At 73.3% G+C, this 14,389-nt stretch carries 12 protein-coding genes; 4 read left to right on the forward strand and 8 right to left on the reverse strand.

Annotated features, from left to right (window positions below; translation table 11 throughout):
• The first annotated feature begins 19 nt into the window (after positions 1 to 19).
• The 3 genes from C8D89_RS13300 (at position 20) to C8D89_RS13310 (ending at position 5,013) form a co-directional block, all read left to right on the forward strand.
• Positions 20 to 1,060, forward strand: coding sequence for a glycoside hydrolase family 18 protein (locus C8D89_RS13300; protein WP_133251905.1), 1,041 nt, complete (start codon positions 20 to 22; stop codon positions 1,058 to 1,060).
• 136 nt (positions 1,061 to 1,196) lie between these two features.
• Complete coding sequence (locus C8D89_RS13305) at positions 1,197 to 3,569, forward strand: glycerol-3-phosphate 1-O-acyltransferase (RefSeq protein ID WP_116708612.1); 2,373 nt, start codon at positions 1,197 to 1,199, stop codon at positions 3,567 to 3,569.
• Positions 3,556 to 5,013 carry an HAD-IB family hydrolase gene (locus C8D89_RS13310; RefSeq protein ID WP_243418079.1) on the forward strand — a complete coding sequence of 486 codons (1,458 nt, stop codon included), beginning with the start codon at positions 3,556 to 3,558 and terminating at the stop codon, positions 5,011 to 5,013. The genes C8D89_RS13305 and C8D89_RS13310 overlap by 14 nt, the downstream gene beginning before the upstream one ends.
• A 15-nt stretch (positions 5,014 to 5,028) precedes the next feature.
• Here C8D89_RS13310 and C8D89_RS13315 read toward each other — a convergent pair whose 3' ends face one another.
• Together C8D89_RS13315 and C8D89_RS13320 are read right to left on the reverse strand one after the other, a co-directional pair.
• Positions 5,029 to 5,760 carry an enoyl-CoA hydratase gene (locus tag C8D89_RS13315; RefSeq protein WP_116708614.1) on the reverse strand — a complete coding sequence of 244 codons (732 nt, stop codon included), beginning with the start codon at positions 5,758 to 5,760 and terminating at the stop codon, positions 5,029 to 5,031.
• A 19-nt stretch (positions 5,761 to 5,779) separates the two neighbouring features.
• Positions 5,780 to 6,583: an SAM-dependent methyltransferase gene (locus C8D89_RS13320; protein ID WP_116708615.1), complete on the reverse strand. Its 804-nt coding sequence runs from the start codon at positions 6,581 to 6,583 to the stop codon at positions 5,780 to 5,782.
• A 91-nt stretch (positions 6,584 to 6,674) separates the two neighbouring features.
• Here C8D89_RS13320 and C8D89_RS13325 point away from each other — a divergent pair, with 91 nt between their 5' ends.
• A complete protein-coding gene (locus tag C8D89_RS13325; RefSeq protein WP_116708616.1) occupies positions 6,675 to 8,555 on the forward strand; it encodes a S9 family peptidase in 1,881 nt (626 codons plus the stop codon).
• 82 nt (positions 8,556 to 8,637) lie between these two features.
• On the opposite strand, the gene C8D89_RS13330 is transcribed toward C8D89_RS13325, so the two are convergent.
• From C8D89_RS13330 to C8D89_RS13355, 6 genes are all read right to left on the reverse strand, one after another.
• Positions 8,638 to 9,114 (reverse strand): Dps family protein, encoded by a 477-nt coding sequence (locus C8D89_RS13330; protein WP_116708617.1) that lies wholly within the window; start codon positions 9,112 to 9,114, stop codon positions 8,638 to 8,640.
• A 134-nt stretch (positions 9,115 to 9,248) separates the two neighbouring features.
• Positions 9,249 to 10,733: a catalase gene (locus C8D89_RS13335; protein ID WP_116708618.1), complete on the reverse strand. Its 1,485-nt coding sequence runs from the start codon at positions 10,731 to 10,733 to the stop codon at positions 9,249 to 9,251.
• Complete coding sequence (locus C8D89_RS13340) at positions 10,730 to 11,287, reverse strand: Fur family transcriptional regulator (protein ID WP_116708619.1); 558 nt, start codon at positions 11,285 to 11,287, stop codon at positions 10,730 to 10,732. The genes C8D89_RS13335 and C8D89_RS13340 overlap by 4 nt, the downstream gene beginning before the upstream one ends.
• Positions 11,288 to 11,346: 59 nt before the next feature.
• Positions 11,347 to 12,399: an aspartate-semialdehyde dehydrogenase gene (locus C8D89_RS13345; RefSeq protein WP_116708620.1), complete on the reverse strand. Its 1,053-nt coding sequence runs from the start codon at positions 12,397 to 12,399 to the stop codon at positions 11,347 to 11,349.
• 4 nt (positions 12,400 to 12,403) lie between these two features.
• On the reverse strand, positions 12,404 to 13,669 hold the full coding sequence (locus C8D89_RS13350) for an aspartate kinase (RefSeq protein WP_116708621.1): 1,266 nt from the start codon (positions 13,667 to 13,669) through the stop codon (positions 12,404 to 12,406).
• A gap of 92 nt (positions 13,670 to 13,761) precedes the next feature.
• Positions 13,762 to 14,121 (reverse strand): hypothetical protein, encoded by a 360-nt coding sequence (locus C8D89_RS13355; RefSeq protein WP_133251906.1) that lies wholly within the window; start codon positions 14,119 to 14,121, stop codon positions 13,762 to 13,764.
• Positions 14,122 to 14,389 lie beyond the last annotated feature (268 nt).

Below are 14,389 nucleotides of genomic sequence, written 5' to 3' on the forward strand. Positions count from 1 at the left end.
GCTGGCCACGGTGGTCGCGGTGCTGGTCACCGCGCCGGTGGTCACCGGCGAGACGCCCACCCCCGCGCCGACGGTCGCCGACGTCGCGGCGGCCGGCGGTACCGGCGTCGGCGAGACCGCCGGACCGCGGCGCCCGGGCGTCACCGCGCCCGACGGCCCGCTGCCCTCGGTCGCCGTCGTGCCCTACGTGGACCTGACCACGCCGCCGCTGCCCGTGCTCACGGACATGGCCGACGCGACCGGGCAGGCCGACGTCGTGCTGGCGTTCGTCCTCGCGGGTCCGGACGGCTCCTGCGCGCCCACGTGGGGCGGCACCACGCCGCTGCGCGACCCCGCGATCGCCGGCCGGTTGGCCGCGCTGAAGGCCCGCGGCGGCACGATGACCGTCTCGTCGGGCGGCGCGCTCGGTGACTACCTCGAGGCCGCGTGTCCCGACGCGCCCTCCCTCGCCCGCGCCTACGCGACGGCTCTCGACGCCGTGGGCACCGACCATCTCGACGTCGACGTCGAGACCGACCGCGGCCGCGAGGTGTCGGTGCGGCGCATCGCCGAGGCCCTCGCCCTGCTCCAGCGCGAGCGTGGCACCCGGGTGACGCTGACGGTGCAGATCGACGGCGTCGCCGAGGGCCTGTCCGCGGACGCCCGGGAGCTGGTGCGCGAGGCCACCACCGCCGGGGTGGCCGCGCGGGTGAACCTCATGGTCATGAACTACACCTACGACGGTCGCTGGGCCGACGCCATGACGGGCGCCGCCCGCAGCGCGGTCGCACAGCTCGAGGCCCTCTGGCCGGGCAGCGAGCCCGCCGAGGTGCGGCGGCGCACCGGCATCACGTTCATGCTCGGCCGCAACGACATGGACATGACCACCACCCCCGCCGACGCGCGCGCCGTGGTGGACGGCGCCCGCGCGGCGGGCTACGGGGCGGTCGGGTTCTGGGCCGTCGCCCGGGACAACGGCTCGTGCCCCGGCACCGAGGACGAGGCCGACGGCTGCAGCGGGATCGCCCAGGCGCCCTGGGAGTTCACGCGGGTCGCCCGGCGCTTCACCGCACCGGTCTGACGGCCGCGGGTCCGCGGGGTCGGCGCCCCGTCACCACCGATCGGCGGGCCACTCCACCGGGTAAGGTCGCCACGACAGGGAGCGGCCGTGACGAGCCCGTCACGACGCCGGGCGTCGCGAGGGGCGGAGGTGCGGCGTGAGCACGCAGGTCGAGACGGACACGCTCCCCGAGTCGGGTGATCGGCCGCTCGTCGTCCTCGTCGACGCTCCCTCCACGGTCGAGCGGCGTCTCGTCGACCGCTGGCTCGCCGCCGTGCGCGACGGCGCGGGGAACGGGCGCGGTCTCGAGGTCCTTCCCGCCGAGGGTGAGCAGCTCGCGTCCCGCCTCACCCGGGGCGACAACCCGCTGCTCGTCCCGGTGCGCGTGGTGTGGTCGCCCGACCCGGAGCCCGACCGCACGCTGCTGCGCCTCGCCGACGTGCTGACCCGCGGCTGGGCGCTGCGGGCGCGGGCCCGCGCGGCGCGCCGGGGCCCGCACCGCCACCGCGTCGTGGTCGGCCGCCCCGCGACGGTCCGCGAGCTGATGCGCCGTCACCGCCGCGAGCGCGCGCAGCCGGACACCGCCGACTTCGTGCGCTTCGTGGCCCGCCAGGCGACGCTCGCGCTCGACCGCGCCGAGCGCGCCCTCACCGGCAACCGCTTCAAGGTGCCGCGCGAGGTCGCCGGGCAGATCGTCGGCTCCGCCCACTTCAGCCGCGAGATCCAGCGCTTGGCGGCGGTGACGGGACGACCCGAGGAGGAGGTGGCCACCGAGGCGGCGGCCGATCTGGAGAGCATCGTCGCGTCGCTCGACCCGAGCGCGGTCGACCTGTTCTCCGGCGTCCTGCGTCCGATGCACGAGAAGGCGTGGACGGTGCACGCCGACACCGCGGGGCTCGAGCCGCTGCGGGAGCTCAACGCCGAGCACGCGCTGGTCTTCCTGCCCTCGCACCGCAGCTACACCGACCCGTTCGTGCTGGCCGACGTCCTGCGCAGCAACGACTTCCCGCGCAACCACGTACTCGGCGGCGACAACCTGCGCATCCTCGGCCTCGAGGCCCTGGCGCGGCGCAGCGGCATCATCTTCATCCGCCGCAGCTTCGGCGGCGACCCCGTCTACAAGGCCGTCGTCCGCGAGTACTTCTCCTGGCTGTGCGCCAAGCGCTTCAACCTCGAGTGGTACATGGAGGGCGGGCGCACGCGCACCGGGAAACTGCGCCCGCCGAAGTACGGCCTGCTCTCCGACGTGGCCAGTGCCGTGGAGACGCGACGCACCGAGGACGTCTACCTCGTGCCCGTGTCGATCATCCATGATCAGCTGCAGGAGGTGCACCAGATGGCGGCCGAACAGACCGGCGCCGCCAAGACCCCGGAGGGCCTGCGCTGGCTGATGGGCTACGCCCGCGCGCAGCGCCGACCCGTCGGCGGGGTGCACGTCAGCTTCGGCGAGCCGCTCTCGCTGCGCGCGGCGCTCACCGCCGCCAACGACCCGGCGCTCGACTCCCGACCGGCCGACGACCCCGACGACGCCGCCGAGGCGCCGGCCCGGCGCCTGGCGCTGCAGAAGACCGCGTTCGAGGTCTTCGTGCGCATCAACCGGGTGACGCCGGTGACGCCGATCGCCCTGGCCGCGCTGGCGCTGCTCGGCGTCCGCGACCGGGCGTTGACGCTCTCGCAGGTGCGCCGCGTCGTCGAGCCGGTGCTCGACTACGTCGACGCCCGCGGCCTGCCCCACACCGGCGTCGAGTCGCTGCGCACCAACGGCGGCGTCGCCGAGGCGCTCCTGTCGCTGCGCCGCGAGAAGGTCGTCAGCGCCTACACCGAGGGCTCCGAGCCGGTGTTCTCCATCGAGCCCGGCCACCACATCGTCGCGGCGTTCTACCGCAACTCGGCGATCCACCACTTCGTCAACCGCGCGATCGTCGAGCTGGCGATCCTCGAGGTCGGCGACCTCACCGGGCGCGACGCGCTCGCCCGCGGCTTCCAGGCCGCGCTGGAGCTGCGTGACCTGCTCAAGTACGAGTTCTTCTTCCCCGACAAGGAGACCTTCCGCGCGGAGCTCATCCAGGAGCTCTCGCTGATCGACCCCGACTGGCGCAGCGACGACGGAGACAGCGCGCGCACCCGCAAGATGCTGCGACAGAGCCGGTTCCTCTGCGCCCATCGCGTGCTGCGCTCGTTCGTCGACGCCCAGTGGGTGGTGGCCGATCGCCTCGCCGAGCACGACCCCGACACCCCCGTCGACCAGGACGCGCTGCTCGACCGGTGCGCCGCCGTCGGGCAGCAGCTGCTGCTGCAGGGCAAGCTGCACGGGCCCGAATCGCTGTCGCGGGAGCTCTTCGCGTCGGCGGTGCGGCTCGCCAGCAACCGCGGCCTCCTCGCCCCCGACACCCGGCGCGAGGGCGAGCCCGACCTGCGCGAGCGGCGCCGCGCGTTCGCCGCGGAGGTCCGCGGGGTAGTGGAACGGGTCGTGACCATCGACGAGACCGACGCGACCAACCGACAGGAGTCCGCGGGTGTCCGACCCTGAAACGACCATCCAGGGGCTGATGGACGCGGTGGAGGCCGCGCCCGACGGACCGCATGTCGGCGCGTTCTTCGACTTCGACGGCACGGTCATCGCGGGCTACTCGGTGACCTCGTTCATGCGCCACCACGTCAGGAACCTCGACCTGCACCCGCGCACCACGCTCGAGACGCTGGCCAGCGGCTGGCAGGGGCTGCACGACGAGGAGGACTTCCGCAAGTTCCTCGGCATCACGCTGCGCACCTGGGCGGGCCGCACGCCCGAGGAGCTCGAGAAGATCGGCAACAGGCTCTTCCGCGACGAGATCGGCCCGAGCGTCTACCCGGAGGCGTGGCGGCTGATCCGCGCGCACCTCGAGAAGGGCCACACCGTCGTGCTGGCGAGCTCGGCGACGCGCTTCCAGGTCGAACCCGCCGCGAAGGCCCTCGGCGTCGACCACACGATCTACACCGCGGTGGAGGTCGGCGAGGACGGCACGCTCACCGGGCGCCCCGACGGCCGCTCGCCCTACGGCGAGGGCAAGGCCGCGGCGGTCAAGGAGTTCGCCGCCGCCCACGACGTCGACCTGGACGCGAGCTTCGCCTACTCCAACGGCGGCGAGGACGTCCCGTTCCTGGCGACCGTGGCGCACCCGCGGGCGGTCAACCCCGGCGGCGCGCTGCGGCGGGCCGCCGCCGAGCGGGGCTGGCCGACGCTGGACTTCACCGGACGTCCCTGGACCACGCCGATCGAGGTCGCGCGCACGGCCGCGACGTTCGCCGGGATGATGGGCGGCTTCGCCACCGGCCTGGGGATCGGCCTGCTCGGGGGCTCGCGGCGCGCCGGGCTGAACCTCGGCATCGGTCTCGGTGGCGACCTCTCGCTGATGGCGTCGGGGGTCTCGCTCGACGTGCACGGGGCCCGGCACATCTGGGAGTCCCAGCCGGCGGTGTTCCTGTTCAACCACCAGAGCCAGCTCGACGTCCTCGTGCTCGGCGGCCTGCTGCGCGGCAACTTCGCACCGGTGGCCAAGAAGGAGCTCGCCAACGACGTGCTCTTCGGCGGGCTGATGCGCCTGCTGGAGACCGCGTTCGTCGACCGCGCCGACAACGCCCAGGCCCGCAAGGCCCTCGAGCCCGCCGTGGAGCGCCTGCGCCAGGGCACCTCGGTGGTCATCGCGCCCGAGGGCACCCGCTCGCCCACCCCGACGCCCGGGCGGTTCAAGAAGGGTGCGTTCCACCTGGCCATGCAGGCCGGCGTGCCGATCGTGCCGCTGGTGTTCCGCAACACCGGCGAGCTGATGAGCCGCAACGCGATGATCATCCACCCGGGCGTGGTGCAGGTGGCCGTGCTGCCGCCCATCGACGTGTCGTCCTGGACCCGCGAGGACCTGGACGAGCGCATCGAGGAGGTCCGGCAGCTCTACATCGACACGCTCGCCCACTGGCCCGGCGACGGGGTGCGCTGACGCGGATGTGAGCCGTCAGGCACCCCGGAACACCGGCGCCCGTTTCTCCGCCCGTGCGCGGCGGCCCTCGGCGAGGTCCTCGCTGGCCCAGCACGCGTCGAACGCCGCGGCCACCTCGTCGGGAACCGGTGCGTCCTCGAGCAGCCGGGCGACGGCGAGCTTGTTGTAGGCCAGCGTCAGGGGCGCCAGCGCGGCGATCTCTCCCGCCCAGGCCAGCGCGGTGTCCCGGTCGCCGACGCGGTCGACAAGGCCTGCGGCGCGGGCGGCGTCGTGGTCGAGGCGCTCGCAGCCCAGCAGGATGCGCCGCGCCGCCCCGCCGCCCGCGACGAGCGCCAGCCGCCGGATCGTCCACGGGTCCACGGCCAGCCCCAGCGCCGCGGTGGGCAGCCCGAACACGCCCGCGGTGTCGACCACGCGCAGGTCGGCGGCCAGCGCGAGCTGGGTGCCCGCCCCGATCGCGGGGCCGTGGACGGCGGCCACGACGGGCACCGGGACCTCGGCGAGCCGGTGCAGCATCCCGTAGAGCGCGGCGAGGAAGTCGGTGTCGCCGACGGTGTCGAGGTCGGCGCCGGAGCAGAACGCCGTGCCCTCGCCGCTGAGCACGAGCACCCGGGCACCGTCGGCCACCGCCGCGTCGACGGCGGCGTGGAGGTCGCGGCAGTGCTCGGTGTCGAGGGCGTTGCGCCGCTCGGTGCGGTCGAGGCGGATCTCGTGGACGCCGGCGTCGTGGCGGTGGGTGCCGATCACGGGGTCATCACGGGCGCGATCATCCCCGGACGCGGCGCACCCGCGCGAGCACACCCCACAGCCCGCTCCCGGTGACTTCCGGGTCCGCCGCCGGGTCGTCGAGCGCCCACTCCGGCGCCGACGTCCATCCGGGGCCCACGAGCTCCGTGCCCTCCAACCACGCAGCCATGTCCTCGGGGTCGCGCAGGGCGGGCGCGTAGGACCAGCCCGTGTGCGGGATGGCGCGCCAGGCCACCAGCTCCGGACGCCCGCGACCGGTCGGGTGGGTGACGGCGAGCGCGCTGCCCGGCGCGACCGCGTCGCGGTACCGCCGCAACGTCGCGCGCGCGGTCTCGTCGTCGAGCGCGCTGAGCACGCCCACCGCCAGGACGGCGACCGGCCGGCGGAGGTCGACGAGCTCCCGCACTCCCGGGGTGGCCAGGACGGCGTCGACGTCGGTGAGGTCGGCGTGCTCCACGGCCACACCTGGCACCCCGGCGGCGATCCGGGAGGCGAGGGCCACGGCCTCGGCGTCGCGGTCGACGTAGACGACGCGCGGGGCGGTCACGTGTCGAGCCGCGACGGCGTGCACGGGGTCGACGGTCGGCAGCCCCGACCCGAGCTCCAGGAACTGGTCGACGCCGCTCTCGGCGAGATGGCGCACCACCGTCCGCGAGAAGCGGCGGAGGTCATGGCAGAGCCGACCCATGCCCGACACCACGCGGTCGATCTCGTCGGCGAACTCGCAGTCCACGACGAGGTGGTCGGTCCCCCCGAGGAAGTGGTCGAAGATCCTGGCGCCGTTCGGCGTCGGCCCCGCCAGTTCCGGTGGCTCCTCGCGCACCCGTCAGCCCCCCTGATCCGTTGCGCTCCCATCCTCTCCCACCGCCGGGTCCACGCGGCGGCCGCGGCACACCGGCGGGCAGGATCAGGGCATGACGTCGTCGCCCGCCCGCCGCCCCGACCCGGTCCCGGACGTTCCCGAGGCCCTGTTCGCCGACCCGGGCGTCGAGGCCCGCTGGCGGGGCCGGTTCACCGCGGCGCGCGTGTCGGTGCCCGACTGGGCCCGCGACGCCCCCGACCGCAGCGTCTACTCCTCCAACGCCACGGGGACCTGGGAGATCTACGCCTGGGACCGCGCCGCCGACACCCACCGCCGGGTCACCGACCGCCCGCACGGCACGCGCGGGGGCGCGGCGAGCACCGACGGCACCGCGATCTGGTGGTTCGACGACACCGACGGCGACGAGTTCGGCGTCTGGGTCCGCGAGCCGTTCGAGGGCGGTGACGCCGTGCCCGCGGTGGCGGGCGCCGTCGCGGGTTACCCGGCCGGCCTGGACCTGGGCCGGCGGACCGTCGCCGTCGGCTGGTCGACCGACGACGGCTCGACGCTGGCGGTGAGCGAGGACGATGGTTCGGGATTCGGCGAGGCCCGCGTCCTCTACGCCCACACCGAGGACGCGGGCATCGGCGCGCTGTCACGCGACGAGACGCTGCTGGCCATCTCGCACGCCGAGCACGGCGACTCTCGCCACCCCGCGGTGCGGGTGGTGCGCGTCGCGGACGGCGGCACGGTCGGCGAGCGGCACGACGGGGAGGGACCCGACGGACAGGGACGGGGCCTCGACCCCATCGAGTTCGCGCCCGTCGAGGGCGACCAGCGCCTGCTCGTCGGCCACGAGCGCCGCGGCCGGGACGAGCTGCTGATCTGGGACCTCGCGACCGACACCGAGACCGAGCTGGACATCGGCCTGCCCGGCGACCTCTCGGCCGGCTTCTACCCCGACGCCACCGCCCTGCTCGTCGCCCACACCCGCGCCGGCCGCACCACCCTGCACCGCTACGACCTCGCGACCGGTGAGCTCGGTGACCTGCCCACCGCACCGGGTTCGGTCGGCGGCGCCGACGTGCGCCCCGACGGCACCATCGAGTACGGCTGGTCGTCGGCGGCGTACCCGTCGTCGGTGCGGGCGCTGCGCCCCGACGGCACCGACACCGAGCTGCTCGCCCCGCCCGGGGACTGGCCCGCGCCCTCGGTCGCCCTCGACGACGCGTGGGTGGACGGCCCCGGCGGCTCCGTCCACGCGCTGTGGACGCGGCCCGACGGGACCACCGGCCCGGTCCCGACCGTCTTCATGATCCACGGCGGGCCCCAGGCGGCCGACGAGGACCGCTGGTCGCCGGTGCGCGCGGTGTGGGTCGACGCCGGCTTCGCCGTGGTGCACGTGAACTACCGCGGCTCGTCGGGCTACGGCTCGGCGTGGCGGGACGCGATCGAGGGGCGACCGGGCACCACCGAGCTCGAGGACATCGCCGCGGTGCACGACTGGGCCGTGTCGACGGGGCTCGCCGACCCGGCCGCGTGCGTGCTCGAGGGCTGGTCGTGGGGCGGCTACCTGACGCTGCTCGGCCTGGGCCGCCAGCCCGAGCGTTGGGCCGTGGGCTGCGCGGGCGTGCCGGTGGCCGACTACCTCGCGGCCTACGCCGACGAGATGGAACCCCTGCGCGCCTTCGACCGCTCGCTGTTCGGCGGCTCGCCGACCGAGGTGCCCGAGCGCTACCGCGAGGCCTCGCCGCTGACGTGGGTGGACGCGGTGCGGGCGCCGGTGCTCGTCCTGGCCGGCGAGAACGACCCGCGCTGTCCCATCCGACAGATCGACAACTACCTCGACGCCCTCGCCGAACGGGGCCGGGAGTACGCGATGGTGCGCTACGACGCCGGGCACGGCTCGCTGGTCGTGGCCGAGACGCTCCGCCACACCGTCGCCGAGATCGCCTTCGCCCGCCGGGCCCTGGGCCTGCCCGTCCCGGCCTGAGACGCACGACGGCCCGCCCGCGAGGGACGCGGGCGGGCCGGGTGTCGGTGAGGCGGCTGGCGTTGAGGCGGGCCACAGCGGCTCAGGCCGTCTTGGCCTGCCACATCCAGTGGGCCTCCTCGAGCTTCGCCGTCTGGGCGATGAGCATGTCCTGCGTGATCGGGTCGGGCTCGTCGGTGAGCTCGACGCGCTCGCGCATGCGCTCGATCAGCCGCGCCAGCGTCTCGACGACCGCCTTGTTGACGTCCTCGACGTCGCGCCAGCCCTCCTCGGTGGTGGGGAGGCCGCTGGCCTTGGCGACGGTCTCGGCGCGCCCGTCGGGCGAGACGCCGATGGCGGCCGCGCGCTCGGCGGCCTCGTCGGTGTAGGTGCGCGCCAGCTCGACGAGCTCGTCGAGGTGCAGGTGCGCCTCTCGGAAGTTGCGGCCGACGACGTTCCAGTGCCACTGCTTCGCGGTCAGCGACAGGTCGACGAAGTCGGCCAGGCTCTCCTGAAGGACCCTGCCGACGGTCTGCTTGGCCTCGTCGGGCAACGGGCTGGAGATGGGTGCGGTGGCCATGTGGTGGTGACTCCTCTCACGACCGTGTGCACGTCGTACTGGTGTCGGGTTCCCGGCGGGTCGCCGCGACACGCCGCGACCCGCCCCACAATTCAGCGTGGGACGGGTCGCGGTTGTTCCTGCAGGGCCGGTGGTCAGCTCTGGCTGAGGACCTTCTGCTCCTTGCCGGTCAGCTCCCGGACCCGGGCCTCGACCCGCTCGCCCATGCCCTGGTCGATCGACTTCCAGTAGTCGAACGCGCGGGCCAGCACATCGTCGCCGACGCCCTTGGCCAGGTGGCCCGAGACGTTCTCGACGAAGCGGTCACGGGCCGCGTCGTCCCAGACCTCCATCATCATGGTGCGGGCCTGGACCTCGTCGGTGTCCTCGGCGTGCGGCACGTAGGCCGCGCGCTGGATCTGGCCGTCGGAGTACCACGTCGGCGGCTGGATCGTCTCGGTGGTCTGCGGGCCGCCCTTCGTGTTGGGGGCGTACACCGGGTCCTTCGCGTTCACCACGCGCATCGCGCCGGCAACCGTGTACGGGTGCGCCTGCGTGCCCCGCGGCGAGTTCACCGGAATCTGCTTGTAGTTGACGCCGAGGCGGGCACGGTGGGCGTCGGCGTAGGAGAACCCGCGGGCGAGCAGCATCTTGTCCGGCGACAGGCCCAGCCCCGGGGGCTGGTTGTTCGGCTCGAACGCGACCTGCTCGATCTCGGTGTGGTAGTCCTCCGGGTTCCGGTTCAGCGTCATCTTCCCGACCTCCTGCAGCGGGTAGTCGCCGTGCGGCCACACCTTGGTCAGGTCGAACGGGTTGAACCGGTAGGTCTTGGCGTCCTCGAACGGCATGATCTGCACGTAGAGGGTCCACGACGGGTACTCGCCGCGCTCGATGGCCTCGTAGAGGTCGCGCTGGTGGTAGTCGGCGTCCTCACCGGCGAGACGGCCGGCCTCCTCCTCGGTCAGGCACTCGACGCCCTGGTCGGTCTTGAAGTGGTACTTGACCCAGAACTCCTCGCCGGCCTCGTTGATCCACATGTACGTGTGGCTCGAGTAGCCGTTCATGTGGCGCCAGGTCCGCGGGATGCCGCGGTCGCCCATGAGCCACGTGACCTGGTGCTTCGACTCGGGCGAGAGGGTCCAGAAGTCCCACTGCATGTCGTGGTCGCGCAGGCCGTTGCGGGCCAGGCGCTTCTGCGACCGGATGAAGTTCTGGAACTTCATCGGGTCACGGACGAAGAAGACCGGCGTGTTGTTGCCGACCATGTCCCAGTTGCCCTCGCGGGTCCACAGCTTGAGGGCGAAGCCGCGCGGGTCGCGCCAGGTGTCGGGGCTGCCGCGCTCCCCGGCGACGGTGGAGAACCGGATGATGCCCTCGGTGACCTCGCCGGGCTGGAACACCGCGGCCTTCGTGTAGGCAGTCACGTCCTGCGTGACCTCGAACTTCAGGAACGCACCGCTGCCCTTGGCGTGCGGCTGGCGCTCCGGGATGCGCTCCCGGTTGAAGTTCGCCATCTGCTCGATCAGGTAGTGGTCCTGCAGGACCAGCGGACCGTCGGTCCCGACCGTGGCGGAGAACTCGTGGCTCGGCGCCACGATCCCGGCGTCGTCGGTGGCGTGGGAGGGATTCGGGTTGGTCACGTTCGCCTCTCCTCGTGGTGGTGGCTCTCGTGCTGCGTGACGGGACGCCGTGCGGTCGTGGGACCGGCCAGGCCGACGCGTGCCGCGTGGCACGACGGACAGGTACCCCAGAACACGACCTCGGCCTCGTCGACGACGAAACCGCCGGCGTCCGACGGGGTCAGGCACGGGGGCTCGCCGACGACGCAGTCGACGTCGGCGGTCGCCCCGCACGACCGGCAGACCACGTGGTGGTGGTTGTCCCCGGTGCGCGTCTCGTACCGCGCCGCCGAGCCCGCCGGCTCGATGCGGCGGACCAGCCCGGCGTCCACGCACGCGGCGAGAACGTCGTAGACGGCCTGGGTGGACACCGACCCCAACCGGCTCCGCACCGCGGACGCGACGGCCTCGGCCGTCGAGTGCGGGTGCTCGCCGAGCACACCGAGCACCGCCTGGCGCGGAGCCGTGACCCGCAGGCCGGCCGCCCGCAGACGGGCACGGGGATCGGCCACGTGGTGACGCGGGTCCGCAGGGACCGGCACGTGGCCGTCCTCGGTACCGGTGCGTGGGGTCATGATGGCCTCACCGTGCCACCGAGACTGGAACGAGTCAAGAAAAGGACGGCGAGCCCGGGTCAGCCCCGGACGAGCTCCTCGGCGATCTCGTAGGTGTTCAGCGCCGCGCCCTTGCGCAGGTTGTCGCCGCACACGAAGAAGTCGAGGGTGTTCGGGAAGTCGAGCGCCTGGCGCACGCGGCCGACGTAGGTGGGGTCCTCGCCGACGACGTCGACGGGGGTCGGGAAGCGCTTCGCCTCCGGCTCGTCGACCAGCACGATCGAGGGCTGGGCGGCGAAGACCTGCTGCGCCGTGGCCACGTCGACCGGCCCGTCGAACGTCGCGTGCACCGCGATCGAGTGGGTGGTCACCACGGGCACCCGCACGCACGTGGCCGAGACTCGGAGGTCGGGCAGGCCGAGGATCTTGCGGGACTCGTTGCGGACCTTGAGCTCCTCGGAGGTCCACCCCTCGTCCCGGAGCGAGCCCGCGAACGGGACCACGTTGAGCGCCAGCGGGACCCCGAACGGCGAGTCGGACGGCAGGCCGGCCGCCGCGATGGCCTCGGCGACGTCACCGCGCCGGTTGCCGACGCCCTTGCCCGCCACGGCGGCGATCTCGGCCTGCAACCGGTCGATGCCCTCCTGGCCCGCGCCCGAGGCCGCCTGGTAGCTGGCGACGACCAGCGCGCGCAGCCCGAACGAACGGTGCAGCGCGCCCAGCGCCGCCATCATCGACAGCGTCGTGCAGTTGGGGTTCGAGATGATGCCCCTGGGCCGGTGGTGCACCTGCTCGGCGTTGACCTCGGGCACCACGAGCGGCACGTCCGGGTCCATGCGGAACGCGCCGGAGTTGTCGACGGCGATCGCGCCGCACTCGGCGGCCACCGGCGCCCACTCGGCACTGATCGCGTCCGGGGTGTCGAACATGGCGACGTCGACACCGTCGAACGCCTCGCGCGACAGCGCGACCACCTCGACCTCCTCGCCGCGCACCCGCAACCGGCGGCCGGCCGAGCGGGGCGACGCGATCAGCCGGATCTCGCTCCACGGCACGGTCTCGCGCGCGTCGATGATGTCGATCATGACGGAGCCGACCGCTCCGGTGGCCCCGACGATGGCGAGCACGGTCATCGGTTCACCTCCCCGTTCCGGCGTGGACGACCGCTTCCTCGTCGCCCCCGAGGTCGAAGGCGGCGTGCAGCGCGCGTACGGCGTCGTCGAGCTGGGTGTCGCGGATGAGCGCGGAGATGCGGATCTCCGAGGTGTTCATCATCTCGATGTTCACGCCCGCCTCGGCGAGGCACTCGCAGAACGTGGCGGTGACCCCGGGATGGCTGCGCATGCCCGCGCCGACCAGCGCCACCTTGCCGACGTGCTCGTCGTAGAGCACGTCCTCGTGGCCGACCTCGCCCTGCACGGCGCCGAGCGCCTCGACCGCTCGGGGTCCGTCCTTGACCGGCAGCGTGAAGGTGACGTCGGTCTTGCCCGTCTGCAGGTGTGACACGTTCTGCAGCACCATGTCGATGTTGACCTCGACGTCCGCGACCGCCCGGAAGATCCGCGCCGCGTAGCCGGGCCGGTCGGGCACCCCGACCACGGTCACCTTCGCCTCGGACCGGTCGTGCGCGACGCCGGTGAGGACCGCCTGTTCCACGCTCAGCTCCTCGATGGACCCGACGATGGTCGTGCCGGGCTTGTCGTTGTACGACGACCGCACCCGCAGCGGGACGTTCTCGCGCCGCGCGTACTCCACCGCGCGCAGGTGCAGGACCTTGGCCCCGCACGCGGCCATCTCGAGCATCTCCTCGTAGGTGATCCGCTCGAGCAGCTTCGCGTTCGGGACGATCCGCGGGTCGGCCGAGTAGACGCCGTCGACGTCGGTGTAGATCTCGCAGACATCGGCCCTCATGGCCGCGGCCATGGCCACCGCGGTGGTGTCCGACCCGCCGCGCCCGAGCGTCGTGATCTCACGGGTGTCCGCGCTGACGCCCTGGAACCCCGCCACCAGCGCGATGTGGTCCTCGGCGAGGGCGGTGTGGATGCGCCCCGGCGTCACGTCGACGATGCGGGCGTCGCCGTGCTTGCCGGTGGTGATCATGCCGGCCTGCGAGCCCGTGAACGAGCGCGCCCGCCCGCCCAGGGCGTTGATGGCCATGGCCAGCAGCGCGTTGGAGATGCGCTCGCCCGAGGTCAGCAGCATGTCCAGCTCGCGCGGCGGCGGGCTGGGATGGACCTGCATCGCGAGGTCGGTCAGCTCGTCGGTGGTGTCACCCATCGCGGACGCGACGACGACCACGTCGTGGCCGTCCTTGCCGGTTCGGACGATGCGCTCGGCCACCCGGCGGATGCGCTCCGCGTCCTGGACGGACGAGCCGCCGAACTTCTGGACGACGAGTGCCACCGCGACTGACCTCCACCTGCGGGCCGAGCTGTCCGTACGACCCTATCGGAGGCGCCGGCGATCACGAGGTGGTCGGCGCCACGCCGCCGACGTCAGGGCGCGAGCGCGTTGAGCAGCTTGGAGACGATGATCCCGATCGCGATCCACACCACGGCGGCCAGGCCGTAGTTGAGGATGATCCGCAGCGACTCGCTCGCGGGCAGGAACAGGTCCCCGATGCCGAGGGTGAGGTTGTCCGCGAGATCGCGGAAGAAGATCGTGATGCCGTTGGCCGGGTTCGCCCCCGCCACGGCCAGGATCACGTGGACGACGAGGATCCCCGCGAACACCACGGTGAGGATCCGGATCACCGAGGCGGCGACCGTCAGGACCTTTCGGGTGAGCGCACGGAGGTCATCAGAGGTGTGCGAACGCCGCTGTTCGGAGGTGTCCGTGCTCGCATCCTGCGCCATGCGCGACATCATGGCATGACACATGACTCGTCGGTAGCACGGCATGCGAGCTGCGTCACGGACGCAAGGAAATCGCAGGACAGAAGCCTCGACGACCCCTGCGTGGCGCCACCGGACGGGGAGCCGGGGTACCGGCCGGAGTCACGCCGGCGTTACCGTGGGGGCGATGTTCCTCGCGCCCGCACGCTCGTCGATCACGACGGGCCTGCTCCTTCGCCGCCGCGGCGGGGTCTGAACGGACCGGCCCCTCGCCGCGGGTGATGCGCGC

Source organism: Actinomycetospora cinnamomea, from assembly GCF_003096675.1.
GTDB lineage: Bacteria > Actinomycetota > Actinomycetes > Mycobacteriales > Pseudonocardiaceae > Actinomycetospora > Actinomycetospora cinnamomea.